This is a genomic window from Streptomyces sp. NPDC004065 (genome assembly GCF_044903565.1).
GTDB lineage: Bacteria > Actinomycetota > Actinomycetes > Streptomycetales > Streptomycetaceae > Streptomyces.
The window spans coordinates 102780-123723 of the sequence record NZ_JBJDQT010000028.1; the positions used below are offsets into that span (position 1 = coordinate 102780).

Annotated in this window: 12 protein-coding genes and 3 pseudogenes; 6 read left to right on the forward strand and 9 right to left on the reverse strand. The window is 68.1% G+C overall.

Features of this window, described 5'->3' with window-relative positions:
• Window positions 1-175 precede the first annotated feature (175 nt).
• The 3 genes and pseudogenes from ACI2LW_RS26310 to ACI2LW_RS26320 form a co-directional block, all read right to left on the reverse strand.
• A pseudogene (locus tag ACI2LW_RS26310) lies at window positions 176-2061 on the reverse strand (SpoIIE family protein phosphatase).
• 341 nt (window positions 2062-2402) lie between these two features.
• Window positions 2403-2651 carry an SCO4226 family nickel-binding protein gene (locus ACI2LW_RS26315; RefSeq protein WP_404733685.1) on the reverse strand — a complete coding sequence of 83 codons (249 nt, stop codon included), beginning with the start codon at window positions 2649-2651 and terminating at the stop codon, window positions 2403-2405.
• 160 nt (window positions 2652-2811) lie between these two features.
• Window positions 2812-2976: a hypothetical protein gene (locus ACI2LW_RS26320; RefSeq protein ID WP_404733686.1), complete on the reverse strand. Its 165-nt coding sequence runs from the start codon at window positions 2974-2976 to the stop codon at window positions 2812-2814.
• An 888-nt stretch (window positions 2977-3864) separates the two neighbouring features.
• Between ACI2LW_RS26320 and ACI2LW_RS26325 the strand changes: the two genes are divergently transcribed.
• From ACI2LW_RS26325 to ACI2LW_RS26340, 4 genes are all read left to right on the forward strand, one after another.
• Complete coding sequence (locus ACI2LW_RS26325) at window positions 3865-5013, forward strand: hypothetical protein (RefSeq protein ID WP_404733687.1); 1149 nt, start codon at window positions 3865-3867, stop codon at window positions 5011-5013.
• 8 nt (window positions 5014-5021) lie between these two features.
• The gene (locus tag ACI2LW_RS26330; protein WP_404733688.1) at window positions 5022-7289 is read left to right on the forward strand and encodes a LamG-like jellyroll fold domain-containing protein; all 2268 of its coding nucleotides are present in this window, start codon (window positions 5022-5024) and stop codon (window positions 7287-7289) included.
• A gap of 113 nt (window positions 7290-7402) precedes the next feature.
• Entirely contained in the window at window positions 7403-14428 is a 7026-nt protein-coding gene (locus ACI2LW_RS26335; protein ID WP_404733689.1) for an RHS repeat-associated core domain-containing protein, read from the forward strand.
• A gap of 27 nt (window positions 14429-14455) precedes the next feature.
• A complete protein-coding gene (locus ACI2LW_RS26340; protein WP_404733690.1) occupies window positions 14456-14920 on the forward strand; it encodes a hypothetical protein in 465 nt (154 codons plus the stop codon).
• Window positions 14921-15024: 104 nt separating this feature from the next.
• Here ACI2LW_RS26340 and ACI2LW_RS26345 read toward each other — a convergent pair whose 3' ends face one another.
• The 5 genes and pseudogenes from ACI2LW_RS26345 to ACI2LW_RS26365 form a co-directional block, all read right to left on the reverse strand.
• Complete coding sequence (locus ACI2LW_RS26345) at window positions 15025-16293, reverse strand: tyrosine-type recombinase/integrase (RefSeq protein WP_404733691.1); 1269 nt, start codon at window positions 16291-16293, stop codon at window positions 15025-15027.
• Entirely contained in the window at window positions 16290-16475 is a 186-nt protein-coding gene (locus ACI2LW_RS26350; RefSeq protein WP_404733692.1) for a helix-turn-helix domain-containing protein, read from the reverse strand. Before ACI2LW_RS26350 ends, ACI2LW_RS26345 begins: the two co-directional genes overlap by 4 nt.
• Window positions 16468-17814, reverse strand: a pseudogene (locus ACI2LW_RS26355) (replication initiator). Before ACI2LW_RS26355 ends, ACI2LW_RS26350 begins: the two are co-directional and overlap by 8 nt.
• A 171-nt stretch (window positions 17815-17985) precedes the next feature.
• Entirely contained in the window at window positions 17986-18636 is a 651-nt protein-coding gene (locus tag ACI2LW_RS26360; RefSeq protein WP_404733693.1) for a hypothetical protein, read from the reverse strand.
• Window positions 18621-18779, reverse strand: coding sequence for an FtsK/SpoIIIE domain-containing protein (locus ACI2LW_RS26365; RefSeq protein WP_404733694.1), 159 nt, complete (start codon window positions 18777-18779; stop codon window positions 18621-18623). Before ACI2LW_RS26365 ends, ACI2LW_RS26360 begins: the two co-directional genes overlap by 16 nt.
• A gap of 69 nt (window positions 18780-18848) precedes the next feature.
• Here ACI2LW_RS26365 and ACI2LW_RS26370 point away from each other — a divergent pair.
• Window positions 18849-18944 (forward strand): annotated as a pseudogene (locus ACI2LW_RS26370) (hypothetical protein); the annotation flags it as partial.
• Between the two features lie 270 nt (window positions 18945-19214).
• Entirely contained in the window at window positions 19215-19889 is a 675-nt protein-coding gene (locus ACI2LW_RS26375) for an IS5 family transposase (RefSeq protein ID WP_404733695.1), read from the forward strand.
• Window positions 19890-19962: 73 nt separating this feature from the next.
• On the opposite strand, the gene ACI2LW_RS26380 is transcribed toward ACI2LW_RS26375, so the two are convergent.
• Entirely contained in the window at window positions 19963-20457 is a 495-nt protein-coding gene (locus ACI2LW_RS26380) for a hypothetical protein (protein ID WP_359390949.1), read from the reverse strand.
• Window positions 20458-20944 lie beyond the last annotated feature (487 nt).

A 20944-nucleotide genomic window follows, 5' to 3' on the forward strand; every position in this document is an offset into this window, starting at 1 on the left:
CGCGGACGAGCCCGGGCGGCTTCGCCGTTGCACGCCTGCCCCCGCCCGATTCTTCCGCAAGCGGTGACGTCGTGCACCGCGGCCGAACGGAACGGCAGGGGCCGGCCTCCCCGCCCCTCCCGCTCGACCACCGGACGCGTCAGCTCCACTTGGGGGTGGCATCGGCGCGACGGCTTCAGCACTGCCCGCCGCTCGGGCTGATCAGCAGCAGGGCGACGTCGTCGCTGCGGGGTGCGGAGCGCCGGGCTCGAGCGATCAGGCAGTCGGCCAGCGCGTCCATGGACGGGTCGCGGGAGTGCGCGAGCCGGCCGGCGAGGGCGCCGATCGCGTCGTCGATGTCCGTGCCCGGGGATTCGACGAGTCCGTCGGTGTACAGGGTGAGCACGGCGCCGGGCGGCAACGGGACCTCCGTCGTGAGGTAGTCGGCGGCGGGGTCGGTACCGAGCAGGAGCCCGGGCCGCAGTTCGAGCACCTGGGTGTGGCCGTCCGGGTGGCGCAGGACCGGCGGGAGGTGCCCCGCTGTGGCCAGGCAGGCGTGATGGCGGCAGAGATCGAGGGAGACGTAGAGGCAGCTGGTGAACAGGCCGGCGTCGAGGTCGGTGAGCAGGCGGTTCGCACGGGCGAGGGCCTCACCGGGCGGCGCGCCGGCCGCGGCGTGGACGGCGGTGCGGACCTGGCCCATGAGGGTGGCGGCCTGCACGTTGTGCCCCTGCACGTCACCGATGGCCGCGACGGCCGCCGTCCCGCCGAGGCGGATCAGGTCGTAGAAGTCGCCTCCGACCTCTGTGCCGTAGCTGGCGGGCAGATAGCGGGCGGCCACGTCGAGTCCGGGGACGCGGGGCAGCCCGCGGGGCAGGAGGCCGGCCTGGAGGTCGTGGGCGAGCTGCTGTTTGGCGTCGAAGAGACGGGCGCGGTCCAGTGCCTGGGCGATCAGCCCGGCGGCCGCGGTGAGGAGGGAGCGCTCCTCGGCCGGGAAGGTGCGCGGCCGGTCGTAGGCGAGGACCATCGAGCCGACCGGGCGGCCGGAGGTGATCAGCGGCAGGAACGCCCAGGCGGCCTTCTCGTCCTGCGGCACGGCGGGCGGGCAGGCCCGTGCCAGCTCGGTGAAGCAGCCGAAGAAGCCGGGGATGCCGGTCGTCAGAACCTTCACCGCGGGGATGCCGGAGGTGAGGGGGAGCCCGTCGAAGCGGTCCATGAGCCGGGCGGAGCAGCCGTGGTATCCGATGATCCGCAGTCTGCCCTCCTCTGCGGCCATCAGGGCCAGGTGCTGGCCGCCGAAGGCGGACAGCACCTGGCCGGCGACCCGTGCGACGACGTCCCGCACACCGACGGCGTCCGTGAGCGTGGCCGCAGGTGCATCAGCTGGTGCAGGGCGGAGGCGCGGCCGACGTCGGCGGCGGGTGCGGGGTGCACCACCCGCGGAGGGGACACGTCGTCCGGCGCGTCGGCCGGCACGAGGCGCACGCTGATGCCGGACGCGTCCGGATACAGGTGGAACTGCAGCCACTGGCCGGGAGGGCGCCGGGCGGTGAACGACGACGGCCGGCGGCTGAGCACCGCCGCCCGGTAGCGGTCCTCGGCGACCGGGCTGTCCAGCCAGGCGAGCGCCTCCCACGGCCGGGCGCCCAGGAGGTCGCGGACGCCCACCCCGAGCAGCTCCGCCGCGGCCGTGGTGAGGAAGGTGATCCGGCCGTCGGTGTCGAGCGCGCAGGCGCCGCCGGGCAGACGCTCGGCGAAGTCCACCGCGGCCTGGGCCTCGGCCGGGCCGGCGGTGCGGATGCGCGGGGCGCACACGACGCGCGGTTCGGACCCGCCCAGTGCGCGGCCGCTCTCCACGGCCGGGCGGAGGACCGTGGCCAGGCGGCGGCAGGCGCGCGTGATCGCCTCGCGCTCGTCAGTGCTCAGCTCGGCGGGGTGCGCGCTGGACCAGTGCAGTACGAGACTGCCGCATGCGCGCGAGCCGGTGCCGATCGGCGCGGCGGCCATGGTGAAGGGGTGCGGCAGTACGAGCGCCAGTTGCGGGTAGCGGCGCGCCGGCTCCTCCTGGCTGCCGATCCACATCGGACCGCGCCGCCGCAGGGCGTCACCCGCCGGGGTGGCGGCCTGCAGCGGGACTCGCGCCCAGGGCGCGGCGATGCTTCCGCAGATCCCGCTCAGTACCGCGAGCCGGAGTACCCGCCCGTCCGGGGAGAACGCGTAGACGGCGCCGGCGTAGGCACGGGTCTCGCGCAGGCAGTGGTGGAGGACAGGGTCAGTGCTTCGGCGCCCGAACCCGGGGAGCGAGGGTCGGCGGCCGTGTCGCGCACACTTCACCTCCCCGGAGACAGCCGTGGGTCGAGGAGAGCGGGCGGAGCCTTCTTCACGGGAACCCCCGCGTCTCGCCGCCGCCCGTTTCTCGTCGCTCACACGGTCAGGGGTACCGGGTGGATCTCGTCGGCGAGGTGACCGGCGCGTTCGTGGATACGCTGGACCGCCTCGGCCGAGGGTGCCTCGGAGAGGCAGTAGACCGTGCCGGACTCCGGATCCGCCCAGGCCTGCTCGAAGTGGACGCGTTCCTCCTCCTCGATGGCCTGATCGGCCCTGTGGGCCTCCAGCAGCTGGTCGGCCGTGATGCCCTTCATGTCGTGGTGGACGTCCATGAACCGGGGCATGGTGACGCGCCTCCTTCCGGCTGTCGTCCTCCTGGCGCACCACCGTGCCGCCGCATGGCCCGCCAGGCCCGTGGTGTCCATTTTGTTCCACTACGGCGGTGATGGCGACCGACGGACTTCGCTTCGAGCAGGGCGCGTGCGGGTCACCGCGCGTGGGCGGTCACCGCGAGCGGGTGGCGCCCCCACGCCGGTCGGGTTCTCCAGTGATCTGGTCGCCGGTGAGGCGGACGACGGTGGACTCGGCGGAGGCCAGGGACCCGCGCAGGCCCGCCTTGGCCGTGAGCGAACGCAGGGCGCCGAGCAGGGTGGCCCGACCGTAGTGCATGGCCCAGTCGAGAGGCAGCGGCTGTGGGCCCGGCCGCTCGGGCGGCCCGGTCAGGCGCCGCAGCACCCGTGCAGCGGAGTCCGGCCGCCCGGTGACGGCCTGACGGCAACCGCTGTCGCGGCAGCCCGGCGTCGTGAAGACCCAGAGTGATGCTCCTCACCAGTCCGCCGAGATGTATTTTGACATTCAATAATTAGCGGGGTTGGGATTACTCGCCACAGTGGTCGTCATGGCCTTGGGTGACGCGTCCGAGTTGGCTGGAACGTTGCGTCAAGCTGTCGCAACGTCGCAGCCCTATAGGTGTTTTAGTCGCAATTGGCCGTCGTTCGAGTGTCTTTTGTGAAGACGAGTCTGGTCTCGCTCCCAGGTATTCCCTGTCGGTGTTGGCGCGTTCTCGCTGCTGCGGGATATGCGGCGAATTCTGTGTGTGGAGCAACATGCGACGTCGGTGTTTTTCGGAGTGAGTTGGCGGCCTTGCGTGATGGTGGGGTGTTTGCGGTCTGTGTTCCTTCCTTGACAGAACGTGAGGTGAGGATTTGAATCCGGTCCACATTTGAAGATCTTGTGCTTGTGGGGGGAAGGCTGTGCGGGTGGGGTGGGGCGGCCGTGGTGCCGCAGCGGGCCGTGGGCCCAGGCGGCGCCGACCGGCTGGTGCGGCCGTGGCCGCGCTTGCCACGTGCATCGCGGCTTTGGGACTTCCAGGCCTGGAAGCAGCCGCGGCAGCGCAGGCCGATACGCGGACTCTGTCCGAGGGGCAGCGGGCTCTGACGCAGGCGCATGCATCGGGTGAGCGGGTGGAGGTGGTGGGGGAGCGGTCGGAGCGGACCTACCTCGCTCTACGCCAATCCCGACGGCTACACCTTCACGCTGGCGGAGTCGGCTGTTCCCGTGCGGGCGCGGACGTCCGACGGCGACTGGCAGAGGCCGGATGCCACGCTGGAGAAGCGCACCGACGGATCCGTGGCCCCGAAGGCTGCCGCAGTCCGCATGACGTTCTCCGGAGGCGGTGACACGGCGGCACTGGCCCGGATCTCCGAGCCAGGGAAGTCTTTGGAACTGGGGTGGCCGGGCAGACTGCCGGCGCCGAAGCTGGACGGTCCGAGCGCTCTGTATGCCGACGTGCTGCCGGGCGTCGACCTGAAGCTGACCGCGACGCCGGAGAGTTTCCAACCGGTGTTCGTCGTCAAGACTCCCGAGGCAGCCGGCCGTGACGAGCTGAAGAAGCTGACGTTCTCCCTGAAGTCCGAGGGTCTGAGCGTGCGCGAGGGGGCAGCCGGGAACCTCGCGGCGCTCGACGCGGACGGTCGTACGGTCTTCAAGGCGCCGCCGGCCCGCATGTGGGACTCGGCGGGGGATGCCGGAGATACAGGGACGCAGACACAACTGACGGTGACGAAGGCAGCCGGGGCCGCGGAAACCGAGCCCGCCGGGCCTGCCGACCCTGCCGAGGCCGCCCCGTCGGGTTCCGGTGTGGAGCCCGGCCAGGGCGACACGGTGGTGCACATGGACGTGGACGTCACCTCCGACTCGCTGTCCGTCGTGCCGGACGCCGACATGCTCACCAAGACCGAGCCCTCGGCGTTTCCGCTGTTCATCGATCCCACCGTGGCGTGGGGCGAGTCGGAGCGCACCCTTCTCCGCAGTGACGGTTACGAGTCCTACGGGTGGGGCAACGGCGATGACGACCAGGGCAAGGGTGCGGGCAAGTGCGGTACGTGGGGCGGCTACTACTGCGGTCCGGGCTATGTGCAGAAGCTTTACTTCGAGTTTTCCCCGTCCAGCCTGAAGGGCAAGAAGGTCCTGGACGCCACGTTCCGGGTGACTGAACCGTGGGCGTTCCAGTGCGATCCGCGCTGGGTGGACCTGGTGCGGACGAACAACATCTCGTCTTCGACCACCTGGTCCACGCGGCCCAAGGAATTGGACTGGATGGTCGACCGGTACGTTTCCGCGGGGCGGGGCTCGCTGTGTGACCCGGATGCGCGGCTGCGCCCATCGAGTTCCACGACAATCCGGACGAGTCGAACGAAAATCTGACACCGACCGTGAGGGACTTCGCCGCCGGCAAGTTCTCGAGACTGACCCTCGAGGTCCGGGCGCACGACGAGTCGGACGCCTCGGCCTGGAAGCGGTTCCGGAACGACGCGGTGCTGTCGGTGGTGTTCACAGGTCTGCCGGGCAAGCCGACCGATGTAGGCGTGAAGGGCGGGGGAACGAGCGCCAAGCCGGTGTGCGAGCGCAGCTCGAGCGACCCGGCGATCGTGTCCGACCCCGAGCCCCTGCTCCAGGCCAGGGCGCAGACCGCGCCGGGTGGCGAGACGGGTGCACAGCTGCGGGTCTACTTCGACCTTGACATCCAGAACAGCGACGGAACGTGGTCGGATGCCCCAGCGGGCAACGGCTCGCTGAGTCCCTCGACGGGCTACGTGGCCGACAACTCCGTCGTGGCGTTGAAGTGGTCCAAGCTGGGCGACAACAAACTCTACCGCTACCACGCCTGGACCTGGTCCTACAAGGACGACCGGTCCAGCTACCTCAGCAGCGCGGCGTCGGACGGCTACTGCTACTTCCGTATCGACTCCACTGCGCCCAAGCCTGGTTCGATCACCGTCGGTGCGCCGTACAGTGCGTGCACGCCCAATGCGTGCGCCCCGGGAGGCGGGCCGGGTGTGCCGGTGACGTTCACTTTCGCTCCGCATCCCGCCGACAGCAACGTCGTCTCCTACGAGTACAAGCTGTCCACGGAAAGCCAGTGGAAGCCGTCGAACGGCACGGTGCAGGTCGTGCCGCCGCGTTCGGGAACCACCACCCTCCAGATGCGAGGGCTGGACAATGTGGGCAACGGCAGGCGGGGAGACACGGCCCAGGTGGACTTCGTCGTCGCGGCAGGCGTGGGCCCGGTGGGCCGCTGGCACTTCGACGAGCCCAGCGGAGCCGCCCTCGATTCCGGGACGGCCACCGGCTCGACTCGGCACAGTGCCGCCTTGACGGGAGGCGCGGTACGCGATGAGCGCGGTCGACGAGGGCTGCTGACACATGACGCCAACGGCGCGCCGCTTGCGGAGCCGGTCACCGACAAGGGCCTGAGCCTGAACGGCACGAGCGCCTACGCCGCCACCAGCGCGGGAGTGATCGACACCCGAGCCTCGTACACGGTGTCCGCCTGGGTGCGCCTGAACTCCACCGATGCCTCGAACCAGACGATCCTTGGTCAGGACGGCGCCTACTACAGCGGCTTCTACCTGTCGTACCTGGGCTCGTCCAGGACATGGGCGCTGCGGACGTCTCCCACGGACGCCGCGGACGGCAACCTCAGCGATCAAATGGTGGTGGCCAAGCAGCCGGCGACAGCGGGAGCGTGGACGCATCTGGCCGCGGTGTACGACGCGCCGAAGAAGCAGATCAAGCTCTACGTCAACGGGATTCCGCAAGGAAGCGACACCGTCGCACCGTCCTGGCAGGCCGGCGGGCCGCTGCAGATCGGCCGGGTGCTGTGGCGCGGAAGCTACACGGACGCACTCGCCGGAAGCGTCGACGAGGTTACGGCCTGGCAGCAGGCGCTCACCGATGCGCAGATATCGGACGAGGCCAGGGCGATGACCTCTGAGGACTTCACGGGCGTGGAACTGGTCGCCAATTGGACGGCCGACCAAGGCAGCGGTACCACCGTTGCCGACACCACTTCCGGCTACGGCCGTTCCCTCACCCTGTCCGGTGGCGCGTCCCTGGACGGCGCATCCATCGTCCTGGACGGTGCGACCGGCGCGGCCACTACCTCGGGCCCGGTCGTGGACGACACGGGATCCTTCACGGTCACCACCCTGGCAGCGATCGACGCGGAGCGGCTCGCCGGGAAGAGTGTCGGCTATACCGGGCAGGTCCTCGGGCAGCGCACAGCCGACGGGTCGTCGTGGGGGCTGTGGTTCGAGCTGACGGGCAAGCAGACGGTCTGGGACGACATCGCCATGGAGGAGAAGACCCTACCGGTCGGCTTCTGGCGGTTCGGCCGTCTCAACACCGACGGCACCTTCAGCGCCGTCACTTCCGACGAGAGCGCGATGGTGGACGGACCGGTCCGGCTGACCGGTGTCTTCGACGCGCAGGACGCCACCGTCAGTCTCTACCTGGGAGCGACGCAGAACGACGAGGCCCAGGCCTTCACAGCGAAGACCGGATCGGGTGACTTCGCGGTCGGCAAGGGCGTCACCAGCGGACCTTGGCAGCACTACCTGCCTGGCCGGATCGCTGAGGTGCGGCTGTGGGCCGGTGCGATGGCCGGCTCGAAACAGATCGACGAAGCAGTGGGCGACTGAGGCGACAGGGTGAGGACGCCTGGCACGCAGCGCCCTCACCCCGGGACATGGCAGACCCGGCGGTCTGCGCACGACTTGCTGAACTCCTCTCCAGGGATCGGATAGGGCGAACCATGGCTTTTGGCATAGGCACCTCAAGACGGTGTCCGGGTTTCCGTGGCAGACGCACGGTACGACTGCTGGGGCAGTCACTGGCTCTGGCACTGCTGGTTTCCACGGGGCTCGCACAGGTGGCCCAGGCCGCCGAGCCCGGCGGCCTGGGCCGGCCTGACCTGCCTGGAACACGAGTCAGCAGGGTCAAGGAGTACGACGGGCCCGGCGCGACGAAGGCCCGCCAGAAGGTCGACCACTACAGGAAGGCCAACGAGGCCCAGGCTCGCCACGCCGGCCGGGAACGCAAGACCACCTGGCCCAGCCAGAGCAAGGCAACCCTCACACTGGCGCGTGGCCACGTGAGCAAGGCCAAGCCCGGCGGAACCCCGCTCACGTTGGCCCCGCAGCCCGTCAGCCCCAGCAAGCGTGCGGGTGCAGCAAAGAAGCAGGCCCCGGCCGGCGGCACGGCACACGTCCGCGTGCTGGACCAGAAGGCCGCCCGGAAGGCCGGTGTCACCGGCGTCCTGCTGACCGCCGACGCGGACACCGCGGGAACCGCTGAAGTAAGCGTCGACTACAGCGGCTTCGCCTCCGCCCTGGGAGGCGGATGGTCCCAGCGCCTGCGCCTGGTGCGGCTCCCGGCCTGTGCGCTGACGACTCCGCAACGGCCGCAGTGCCGCAAGCAGCAGCCTCTGCCGTCGCACAACCACATCGCCCGCCAGACCGTCTCGGCCACCGTCGACCTGTCCGCCGCACCGACCGGCCCGTCCGAGCAGCCGCTGCCGACCGCCCGGAGCGCCGCACCGGCCACGACGGTTCTCGCGGTCGCAGCCGCCGCCTCGGGAACCGGGCAATCGCCCTCGGGCACGGGAAGCTACTCGGCCACACCACTGTCACCGTCCTCCTCATGGCAGGCCGGCGGCAGCTCGGGCTCCTTCACCTGGTCCTACGACTTCACCCTGCCGCCCGCAGCGGCCGGACCGGTGCCGCCGCTGTCCCTGTCCTACGACTCCGGCGGTCTGGACGGCCGCACCGCGACCACCAACAACCAGGGCACGCCGGTGGGTGAAGGCTTCGGCCTCACGGAGTCCTACATCGAGCGCAGCTACAACTCCTGCGACGTCGACGGTCACGACGACGTGTTCGACCAGTGCTGGAAGTACGACAACGCCCGCTTGGTCCTGAACGGCCATTCCACTCGTCTGATCAAGGACAAGGACAGCGGCAAGTGGCATCTGGAGAACGACGATGCCTCCACGGTGACCCGCTCCACGGGGGCCGACAACGACGACAGCGACGGCGAGTACTGGACCGTCGTCACCGGCGACGGCACCAAGTACGTCTTCGGCCTGAACAAGCTGGACGGCGCCACGACCCAGCGCACCAACTCCACCTGGACGGTCCCCGTATTCGGTGACGATTCCGGCGAACCCGGTTACACCGGCGGCGCCGCCTTCGGCGACCGTGCCCTCACCCAAGCCTGGCGATGGAATCTCGACTACGTCGAGGACACCCACGGCAACGCCGCAACGTACTGGTACACGGCGGAGTCGAACTACTACAAGAAGAACAAGTCGACGACCGCCGCCGCCTCCTACACCCGAGGCGGCCACCTCGACCGCATCGAGTACGGTCTGCGCAAGGGTGCGCTGTTCACCGACAAGGCGGACGCCAAGGTCACCTTCGGGTACGCCGAGCGGTGCACGGCCTCCGACTGCTCCAGCCTGACGAAGGACACCGCCGACAACTGGCCGGACGTGCCGTTCGACGCGATCTGCTCGAAGGACGACTCCGACTGCAACGCGTCCGGACCCTCGTTCTTCACCCGGAAGCGCCTGACCGGCATCGACAGCTTCTCCTACAACGCCGGCACCAGCGCCTACGATCCGGTGGACTCCTGGACGCTTGAGCAGCAGTACCTGGACGGCATGGACATCGGCGACAGCTCCGACCAGGTGCTCACGCTGAAGTCGCTCACCCGCACCGGCAAGGCGGCCGGAACCAGCATCAAGCTCGATCCGGTCTCCTTCACCTACCAGATGCGGCCCAACCGGGTCGATGCCACCGACGACATCCTGCCGCTGACCAGGCCCCGCATCTCCACCATCGTCTCGGAGACCGGTGCGATCACCACCGTCACCCTGTCCGCCGCGGAATGCAAGCGCAGCGCCGTGCTGGACGCGCCCCAGGACACCAACACCCGTTCCTGCTATCCCCAGTACTGGCACATCAACGGTGCCGAAAACGCCTCCGTCGACTGGTTCCACAAGTACCGGGTGCTGGCAGTGACGGTCTCCGACCCGGCCGCGAACAACGCGGCTGTCGAGTACGCCTACGACTACAGCGGCGCCGCCTGGCACTACAGCGACGACCCCTTCACGCCGAAGAACGAGAGGACCTGGTCGGACTGGCGCGGCTACCGCCAGGTCACCGCCTGGACCGGAGCGACGCCTGTCACCCGCTCCAAAACGGTCTCGCTCTACATGCAAGGGATGGACGGCGACAAGAACAAGGACGGAACCACCAAGACCGTGTCCGTCGAGCCGCTGTTCGACACCGACGTGGACTTCGGCTCCGCCACCGACAGCGAGCAGTACAAGGGCCTGCTGCGCCAGGAGGCCACGTACAACGGCAGCCAGCCCATCAGCACCACTTTCAGGAGCTACGTCCACAAACAGACCGCCAGCCAGACCGTCCCCGACGCCGACCCCCAGGTCGCGCTGTGGGTCCACGACTCGACGACCTACACCAGCACCTACCTCACCGCGTCCAACAGCTGGCGCAGCAATGGCACCACAGCCCGCTACGACGACCTGGGCATGGTCAGCTCATTCGACGACCACGGCCAGATCGGCAAGGCAGGGGACGAGACCTGCACGCGCACCTGGTACGCGCGCAACGCCGACCTCGGCATCACCAGTCTGACCTCCCGGACCCGCACCGTCGCCCGCCAGTGCTCCACCGTCGACACCTCACTCAACCTGCCGGCCACCACCGCAACACGCGGTGACGTCCTCACGGACGTCGCCACGGTCTTCGACACCCCGAGCGCCACCTCCTGGTCAGCAGCCCAGAAGCCCACCAAGGGAGAGGTCTCCTGGACAGGCCGGGCCACCGGCTACGCCACCACCGCAGACGTCAACGGCGACCGCATGCCGAGCGGCTGGCAGACCGTCGCCACCACGACGTACGACGGGCTCGGCCGCCCACTGACCACCACCGACACCGCGGGACACAAGACCTCAACCGCGTACACGCCTGCTGACTCGGGGCCGCTGACGCAGACCATCGCCTCGGACCCCAAGCAGTACCGCACCGTCACCTTCCTGGACCCCAGGCGCGGTCTGTCCCTGCGCACCTACGACGCCAACTCCAAGAAGACCGAGCTGAACTACGACGCCCTGGGCCGCCTGACCGAGGTGTGGCTGCCCAACCGGATCCGCGGCAGCCAAGCACCCAACACCACCTTCGCCTACCACCTGGACCACACCCACCCGTCCTGGGTGTCGACCTCGACCCTGAAGAAGGACGGCGACACCTACAACACCAGCTACGCCCTCTATGACGCTCTCCTGCGCCCCCTGCAGACCCAGTCACCGACCCCGCAAGGCGGCCGTCTGCTGACCGACACCCGCTACGACACCCGCGGGCTCGCCTATCAGACGTACGCGGACATCTTCGACAGCACCAGCAAGCCCAACAGCACCTACACCCGCGCCGAATACGGCGAGGCCCCCACCCAGACGGAGACCGTCTTCGACGGAGCCGGCCGTGCCACCACCAGCACCCTGTACGTCTTCGGGACGAAGAAGTGGTCCACGAGCACCAGCTACACCGGCGACTCCACGGCCGTCACCGCTCTTGAGGGCGGCTCGGCCCACCGCACCATCACCGACGCCCGCGGCCAGACCGTCGAATCACGCGAATACGAGTCCCAGAGCCCGGCCGACAGCGACTTCGGCACCGGCCCCGGCGCTCGCTACACCTCCACGAAGTTCACGTACGCCCTGGACGGCCAGAAAGACTCCGTCACCGGTCCCGACGGCGCCAAGTGGACCTACGTGTACGACCTGTTCGGCCGCCAGATCAGCACCACCGACCCCGACCGCGGCACAACGACCACCGACTACAACTCACTCGACCAGATCACCAAGTCCACGGACTCCCGCGGCAGCTCGATCCTGACCGACTACGACGAACTCGGCAGGCCCACCGGCACCTGGAACAGCTCCAAGACGGACGCCAACCTGCTCACCAGTTACACCTACGACACGGTTCTCAAGGGTTTGCCCGCGTCCTCCACCCGTTATGTCGGCGGCAAGGCGGGCATGGCCTACACCACGGCCGTCACCGCCTACGACAGCCTGAGCCGGCCCACCAGCACACAACTCCGGCTCCCCGACAGTGACCCCTTGGTCAAGGCCGGCCAGTCCGCCACGCTGCCGTTCGAGACGTACTACAACATCGACGGCACCCAGCAGTACACCAAAGAACCCGCGATGGGCGGCCTGGAGTCGGAGATCATCGGGTTCACGTACGACGATCTGGGCGATCTGACCTCGATCGGCGGATCGACCGGTTACCTGCGGAACCTGTCGTACTCGGCACTCGCCCAGCCCGAACAGCTCACCTTGGGCACCGGCGGTACCGACAGCAAGAACATCTATGTCACCAACCGCTACGAGACCGGCACAGGCCGCCTGCTCCGCAGTCATGTCACTGACCAGACACACCCGTACATGCTGCAGGACCTGAACTACACCTACGACCAGACCGGCAACGTCACCGCGATCAGCGACCCGACAACGACGGGTGGAAGCAGCTCAGCCGAAACCCAGTGCTTCGCCTACGACGGCCACCAGAGACTGACCGAAGCCTGGACACCAGCCTCACAAAACTGCGCCGACACCCGCAGTGCGTCCAGCCTCTCCGGCCCAGCGCCGTACTGGACCAGCTACACCTACAACAACGCCGGACAGCGCCTCACCGAAACCGTCCACAAGAACACCGGCGACGCGAAAACCACCTACTGCTACACCAAGCCCACCCAGCCCCACATCCTGACCGGCACCACAACCAAGACCGACTGCACCAGCCCCGAACGCGCCTACGTCTACGACACGGCCGGCAACACCACCACACGCCCGGGCACGTCAGGAGCCCAGGACCTGAAGTGGTCGCCGGAGGGCAAGCTCACCAAACTCACCGAAGCCGGCGCCTCCACCAACTACATCTACGACGCCAACGGCTCACTCCTGATCCGCGCCACCGACAACGGCGAACGCATCCTCTACGCCGGCGCCACCGAACTGCACCTGCGAGCCAACGGCACCAGCTGGGCTCAGCGCTACTACGGCGCCGGAGGCGTCACCGCCGCGTCCCGCTCCAATGAGTCGGGGACGAACAAACTCACCTACCTGACCGGCGACCACCACGGCACGTCCACCCTCGCCTTGACCTGGGACACCCAGGCCTTCACCAAGCGCTACACCACCCCGTTCGGCGAGGACCGCGGCAAGCCCCAGTACGGCCCCTGGCCCGACGACAAGGGTTTCCTGGGCAAAACCAGAGACGCAAAAACAGGCCTGACCCACATCGGCGCCCGCGAATACGATCCGGCAATCGGCCAGTTCCTCAGCGTCGACCCCGTCCTGGACACCACCGACCCGCAATCCCTCAACGGCTACAGCTACGCCGACAACAGCCCCGTCAGCCACAGCGACCCCAGCGGCATGTGGCTCGACGACGGCACCGGCCACAGCGAGCCCCGTGACCACGGCGACATAACATCAACTACCGGCGTCCCTCGAGGCGGTACCCACAAGGACCACTGCTACTACACCTGTGGTGGAGGTGCGTCTCACCACTCTGCGAGTCGCGGGACAACATACACGAATTCTGCTGAGCTCGTTTCATTGCTTCCTCAGAACGTGGGGCCTGACCGACTGAAGCAAATTTGGGTTCAGTACGGCTACGGTATCGATGGCGGAGGCTATTGGGATTCGCCGGTTGGCGATGGCGACCGCACCGCGATGGCATGCTTTGGGCGCACCGCATGCCAGCAGGCCGCAACCATCTTCATGAACACGCACGACCTGGCGAAGGCCAAATTCGCCGCTGCCACGTACTGCATCTACCACGCAAAACGCTGCGGTATCGATGAAGGCGCCTACGGTGCCATGCAAAACACCGTCGAGGCGGTACCGATCCTCCTCGCCGGCGAAGCGGCCGCAGCCCTGCGAGGGATACGTCGCGCAGCGAACTCGTGTCACAGTTTTGTGGACGGCACCGAGGTACTACTCGCGGATGGCAGAACAAAAGCAATTGAAAAGGTCGAGGCCGGGGACGAGGTAACTGCTACAGATCCTGAAACCGGCAAGACCATGACGCGCAAGGTCATCGACACGATCGTCACCAGAGACGATAAAGAATTCGTTGACCTCACGGTCTCGCCTTCGGACCATGGCAAGACAGAAGGGTCCGTGATCGCCACGGCCACCCACCCCTTCTGGTCGCCGTCCGAGCACGCGTGGGTCGACGCCGGTAATCTGCGTCCGAGCATGACCTTGCGTACGGCCGACGGCCAAACGGTCCAGGTCTCCGCCACCCGCCATTTCACCAGGCACCAGACCACCCACGACCTCACCATCGAGGGCATTCACACGTACTATGTGCTGGCGGGACAGACTCCGGTCCTCGTTCACAATTCGAGTGGAATCTGCGGAACGGCGGCGCTGGAGAACGGGGACTGGCAGCATATTCTGGACCGTCACCGGCCCGGTGGTGCGCTGGTCGACGACGAGGCAGGTATCTTCATCGGCAAGGAGAAGAAGGTCCGTCAGAGGATTGCTGACACCATCAATCGCGGCACTCCCAAGCCGAACACGCCAGACCCTGCTACTGGAGCACCACGACCCGGCCAGATTTACGAGTGGGACTTCGGTGACACCATCGGAAGGGCTGGTCCGGCAAATGGGGGCGGAGATTTGACTAGCATCCGCGTGATCGTGAATGACGGAAAAGTCGTGACCGCCTTCCCGTTCTAGGTGAGAGAGTTCCTGAAAGGAGAAACCATGATTCATCTTTCCTTCTCTCTCCCAGGGCCGGGTTCACCCTGGCGGAGGACCTGGGAGGGGGCCAAGCAGGGCGATCCTGCGGGGCTTGCAGAGATTGACCTTCGCTACAAGTGCTTCGGCGTCAATGTCGAGATGCTCGTAGATGACGTAGAGGTCATCTCAAAGCGAAGATTTGTGACGCTCGTGGATCTGGCCCTTTCGCTCTCCCACGCAGAGAGGCGTATCTCATCAGGAGAAGATGCGGCGTTCGGCTTCACAGAGAGCGAAGAGGTTATCCATCTGTGTCGCGATGGCGATCTCATTGCCTTGACCTCATCAAAACGACCCTGGCGAGTTACTGTCGAGCGTGAAGAGCTCGTGAGTGCTTTTTCCGGATTCCTTCGAGAGGCGCATGCGTGTCTGACTTCAGAGATCCCTGGATTGGCTGTTAATCCGGTGATTCGGCAAATATTGCCGGAATAGCTCGAACTATTCTCGAAGTGAATGCAGAGTGATACGCGGAGGCCCCGCCGGAGTTATTTCCGGCGGGGCCTCTGGGGCTCTTGACGGCAACGCTGACGGCAACGTCAGCGGACGACGGCTGTGGTAGGTGGGTCGTCGGGGTCGTCGTCCTGGCCGCCGAGGGCGTGGCCCAGGGCATCGATGGCGTCACGCTGGAGTCGGAGTCGCACGTGGGCGTAGACGCCGGCGGTGACGCCGATGTGGGCGTGGCCGAGGAGTTCCTTGATTACGACGAGGTCGACGCCTTGTTCCAGGAGCAGCGTGGCGGTCGAGTGGCGGAGGTCGTGGAAGCGGATGCGGCGGAGCCCGGCCCGGTCGAGGAAGCTGCGGAAGCGGCGTGTGAGGTTGGCTGGGTCGAGAGGCCGTCCAGTCGGCGTGGTGAAGACGAGGCCGCTGTCTCTCCAAGCTGAGCCTGCGATCTCACGCTCCCTGATCTGTTGCTGCCTGTGCTCCTTGAGAGAGCGGATGCACTCGGTCGGGAGCGCGATCCGGCGCTCGGATGCCAGGGTTTTGGTGGGCAGATGCGTGAGGCCGCCGGTTCGGGTGCGTTGGAGCGAACGGCGGATGCTGGCAGTTCCGTTGCTGAGGTCGAGGTCTTCCCAGTGGAGGCCGAGGAGTTCGCCTTTGCGGAGTCCGGTGCGCAGGGCGAGTGCGTACAGCGCGTGGAGTCGGTCGGCGCGGGCTGCGTCGAGGAACTGGCGGGCTTCGGTTGCGGTGAACGGTCGGAATCGCCGAGGCCGAGGTGCGGTGGCCTTGACGATTCGGGCGACGTTGCGGGGCAGCTCGTCTTCGCGGACGGCGTGCTCCAGCGCCGACTTGAGCACCGAGTGCACGTACGTCACGGTCAAGGGGGACAGTCGCTTCTGGCAGCACTCGCCGACCGCGCAGCAGGCCTTCCGTTCGGCGTCCAGCCCTTGGGTGCAGCACTGGCAAGTGGCGCGCAGGCGGTCGAGGAAGGTGCGCACGTCTTTGGCGGTCAGCCGTGCGACCTTCTTGGTGCCGAGGCCGGGCATGAGGTGGAGGCGGACACAGGCGGCGTATCGGACGTGGGTGTTCTCCCGAAGACGATGGACGGCGACGCCATTCAGCCAGTAGGTCAGGTAGTCGCCGACAGTGCTGTCGGCGGTGGCTACGGGGAGGCCGCGGTTGCTGTCGGCGATCTTTTCGGCGAGTTTGTCGGCCGCCTCTCTGCGGGTGGTGCTGTAGACGCGGACGCGTTTGCGGGTGCCGTCGGCGGCGAGGACGTAGCCGGCGGCTTCCCAGCGGCCGTCCTTGCGCTGGTAGATGGTGCCTTCGCCGTTGGCGCGGGCTGTCTTGCGCTTGGGGGCGGTCATCGGGTGGCCTCTTCCAGGTGGCGCTGGACGTAGTCAGCGAGGGCGTGGGTGGGGATGCGGCGGGCGCGGCCGATGGTCAGCGAGGCCAGGCGGCGGGTGCGTAGGAGGTCGTAGAGGGCGGAGCGGCCGATCTTGAGGCGGGCCATCGCTTCGGGGACGGTGAGGAGTTCGTCGTCATGCACGAGTGGTCACCGCCGGTTCGCGCGTCGGTCCGCCGCCGATGAGTGCAGCGAGGCGTTCGAGGTCGGGGGTGAGGCCGGTGCCGTCGTAAGCCCAGTGGGCGATGACGAGGGTGGTCGGGGAGGGCGGAGGGGTGTGGCGGCGGTGCCATGCGGCGCGGGCGTTGCGGAGGGCTCCGAGGGTGGTGGAGTAGGCGCGGGTCTTGGTGGAGAAGTGGCCGCGGAATCCGAGCATGTGGGCCCACTTGCGCAGGTTCAGGTGCTTGAGGTTGTCGCGTGCGCCGAGGGTCCATGCGGTGCGGATCATGCGTGCGGCGTGCTCGGGCACGTACTCGAACCAGAGCTCGGTGATCCTCTTCAGCCGGTGGTCGAGGGTGCCGGTCGCGGCTTCGGTGCCCTTGGTGGCGTACTTGGCGACGTATCCCGCGACCTTGCCCTCAGTGATCGCGGTCCCGCCCTCGAAGGCCGTTGACCGGATGATCCGGGTGTCGATCTGCTCGCCGAAGGTGAAGGAGCGGGCGCAGCCGTTGACCTCCGGCCCGTCGACGTGGGCCCGAGAGGCCGCGAGCCGGATGGCATCGGCGAGGAGCTCCGGGGTGGCCCAGGCGGGTGGCGGGGCGTAGGGGCCTGCGGGGCCGTCGAGGCGGATCACGGCGTGGAAGTGGATCAGGCCGCGCCGTTGATATTCGGCGACCTTGGCGTACGAGACCGGGATGAACTCGTGCAGCAGGCGCTGCGGGATACCAGCTGCGGCGGCGATGGTGCGGCGCAGGTGGAGCATCAAGCGGGCCCACAGAGCTGGGGCGTGGGCGTTCCACAGCACCGCGCCGGTGTAGTCGTACCGCTCGGGGTCGAGCGGGGTGCCGAGGAGCGTGTCACCTTTGGTGTGGGGGCGTCCGCAGCGGCAGCGCGCGGAGCCGTTGACGCGTCGTCCGTGGACCGGCCCTTACGACGGGGCGGTGAGCGTGGCGAAGACGCGGGGGCGGGCAGCGACCTGGTCGGGGATGTTCTTGCCGCCGCGCAGGCCGGCGGCGATGAGGTGGTAGGTGTCCTGACGGTAGAGCTCGGCGCACGAGGGGCAGCGGGTGCTGCGACGGTTGCCGCAACGCACCAGGAGGTGCCCGGCGGGCAGTTCCTTGGACTTCAGTTCGCGCAGGATCTCGCCGGTGAAGGCGTCGATCTCGGTGCGATGGCCTTCGAGCCGGATCGGCTGGGCACAGCCGCCGAGCGAGGACAGTTGCCGGACGAGACCCGGCAGGTCCCGGTACCCGGTGAATGACGGCTGTACCGCCGTGGCCGGTTCGGGGCGGGGGATTGTGGCGGTGAGGTTGTGCGGTGGCATGCTGGCGGGACCTCTCTGCGCTGCGGCACACGCGTGTGCCGTGGACGGATGGGGAGGAAAGACCCCGGCAGGGGCGAGGGTTTGGCGACTACACGTCCTTGCCGGGGATCACTGCGGTACGGACTCGGTCCGGAGCGGGACGGGCCCGCTCGGGCGGCTGGCCGGTGCTGGTCACGCAGCCTTGTCCAGGTCGACGTGGGCGGGCAGCTCGCGGACCTTCAGCCCTTCGGTGCACATGAGGTCGTTGATCTGCCAGCAGGCTTCGGTGGGCAGGTAGACCGAGCGCAGCCGGACGGGGGTGCGCATGTCGCCGACAGAGGCGATGGAGACGCCCTGGGGCATGGTGCGGTCGGCGGCGGTGATGTCCAGTTCGCGACCGTCGGGGAAGAGGTGCAGGAAGTCCTCGACGGTGTCGACGCGGTGGCAGATCCGGGCGGACAGGTTGGTGCGCACGGCGGTGGTGAGCACGTCGGCGGAGGGCTTCTGGGTGAGCAGCCACAGCCGGACGCCGAACTTGGCGCCCTGGCTGGCGATGGCCAGCAGTTCGGCCTCGAAGCGTTCGCGGGCCTTGCGGTCGGGGTGGCGGGTGTAGTTCGCGACCTCGTCGATCACCACGAGCAGCAGCGGCAGCTCGGGACTGAAGTCGGTGATGCGGTCGGTGCGGCCGGACCAGAACAGCCGTTCCCGGCGCTGCATCTCCTCGCGCACCCAGCGCAGGATCTCGGTCGGCTCGTCGGGATGGACGGCGTCGGAGACCTTGTAGGCGGTACGCCACCAGGGAGCGACAGCGCCAAGGTTGGGGTCGATCACGACCAGGCGCACGTCCGCATGAGCGAGGCGTAGGCGAGCAAGGCGTTGACGGTGATCGACTTGCCGGAGCGGGTGACGCCGGCGATGAGGGCGTGGGCGGAGTAGGCGAGGTTGAGCACAACAGGGGTGCCGTCCTCGTCCCAGCCGAGCAGCACGTCATCGGTGGAGACGAACTGACCCGGTCGGCATACGGGGGAGCCGTCCGGGCCGAGGAGTGGTGAGAGTGGGAGGACTACTACAACTACCATCGCCCCCACGGCGGCCTCGGCGGCCAGACACCCTACGAACGCCTCAAGCAGAAGACCACGACTCAGGCGTAAGAAGCCGTGCTCTATCGATCTTGGTGAGCGTGAGTTCGAGATCGTCGACTCGGTCGGGTGATCTTCTGGCTGGCCGGGCATGAGTGCGGGGCCTCCCGCACAGCTCGTGGGTGTCGAATCCAACCGAGCAACAGGAGGCCCCTGGTGCTGCAGTCTTCCGTGCCGGCGCTGATGTCGTCCAACTCGGCGTCCTTGTCGTGTGATTGTCTCGCTCACCGGTTCGGGAACGCCGGGGACCGGCCGTACAGGCGACCGAAGTATCCGTCCGACATGAGCGACGCGGAGTGGGCGGTCGTACGTGACGCGATGCCGGTCCCCGGCTGGTTGGAGGGCCGCGGCGGGCAGCCGGAGAGCTATTGCCATCGGCAGATGGTCGACGCGGTGCGCTACCTGGTCGCGGGCGGCATCACCTGGCGGGCGATGCCCGCGGACTTCCCCGCGTGGGACCGCGTCTACGCCTTCTTCCGGCGCTGGCGGGACAAGGGCCTGGCCGCCGAGTTCCACGACCGGCTGCGTGACCGGGTCCGCATGACTGCGGGCCGGGATCCGGAGCCGACGGCGGCCGTCATCGACGCGCAGTCGGTGAGGGGAGCCGCGTCGGTGCCGGCCGCGACCAGGGGCTTCGACGGCGGAAAGAAGGTCAACGGCCGCAAGCGGCACATCGTGGTGGACACCCTGGGACTGTTGCTGGCCGTGATGGTGACCGCGGCCTCGGTCACCGACCGGGATGCGGGGCAGACCCTGCTGGTCCGGCTGCGTGAGCGGCACTGGCGCGTCACGCGGGTGTGGGCCGACGGAGGCTGTACCGGGCGCCTGGTCGACTTCGCCCGCGGTGTCCTGCGCGTCGCGCTGACGGTGGTCAGACGCAGCGACGACACCAGCGGCTTCACCGTATTGCCGAAGAGGTGGCTGGTGGAGCGCACGTTCGCGTGGCTGATGCACTGACGCCGACTGGCCCGCGACTACGAGACGCGCACCGACACCTCGGAGGCGGTGATCCGGTGGTCGATGAGCATGGTCATGAGCCGCCGGCTCGTGCGGCGGGCACGCTGAACAGCCCCGGGCGTTCCTCCGCCAGCCAGCCCCGTGCGGCCAGGCGCTTGGCTTTCGATCGCACCCCTTCCACCTTCGCCGGGACCGGCTCCAGCCCGACAGCCGCCGCGAGTTGCCGGCAGTCCATCGCCTCGCCGTGCGTCCCGTTCCCACCGGCCAGGACGTCCATGATCCGCTGGTAGTCCGGCGCGAGAACCGTCGGGGCGAGTCCTTCCTGCCAGTGCGGCACCACCGAACCGGGCACCGCCGCCGTGACCTGCACTGGCCGTTCGCCGGCCACCACGACTGGCGGGACGGACTCGCCACCGCGAGGCTCAGCCAGAACCTCGCCCACCGTCTCACGGGCGATCACGAACCGCTCCCACACGGCCTCGGCCTCCCGCAACTCGGCCTGAAGGGCCTCCACCCGCTGCCGAGCGGCGCGTTCACGCTCCTCCAGCAACCCCATCACCGACGGCATCCCGGCACCTCCACCGAAGAGACGACACGATGCCTCGTCCCTGCCGCCGAAACACCGCACCTACACCTGACCAGCGGAAACGCACCCGTCACTCTCGGAAAGACAACAGCTTCTAATCGGTGATCGTCAGTGGCACACCGGCCAAAGCCCACTCCACCGCCCTCACGCACGTAGCCGTCTGACGGCAACGCCGACGGCAACACGGGCGCACAGCAGGGCACTTCCACGCACATCCACGGACCGGCCGGAATTCGCTGACCAGCGAAAATGCAGGTGACGCCCGCCGGGCGAGCACACGTACTATGTGCTGGCTGGGCAGACGCCGGTCCTCGTTCACAACAGCGGAGCGGGCCCTGACCCCACCTCCTTCTCGAACTTGCTTCCGGCAGATAGAGCGTGTCTGAAAGATCGTGTAAGTCCGTGATGTGACAGGCTGGCCGAGGCCCGACCTCGGGCCCTGGTCAGCCGGGACGGACGGACCATGACG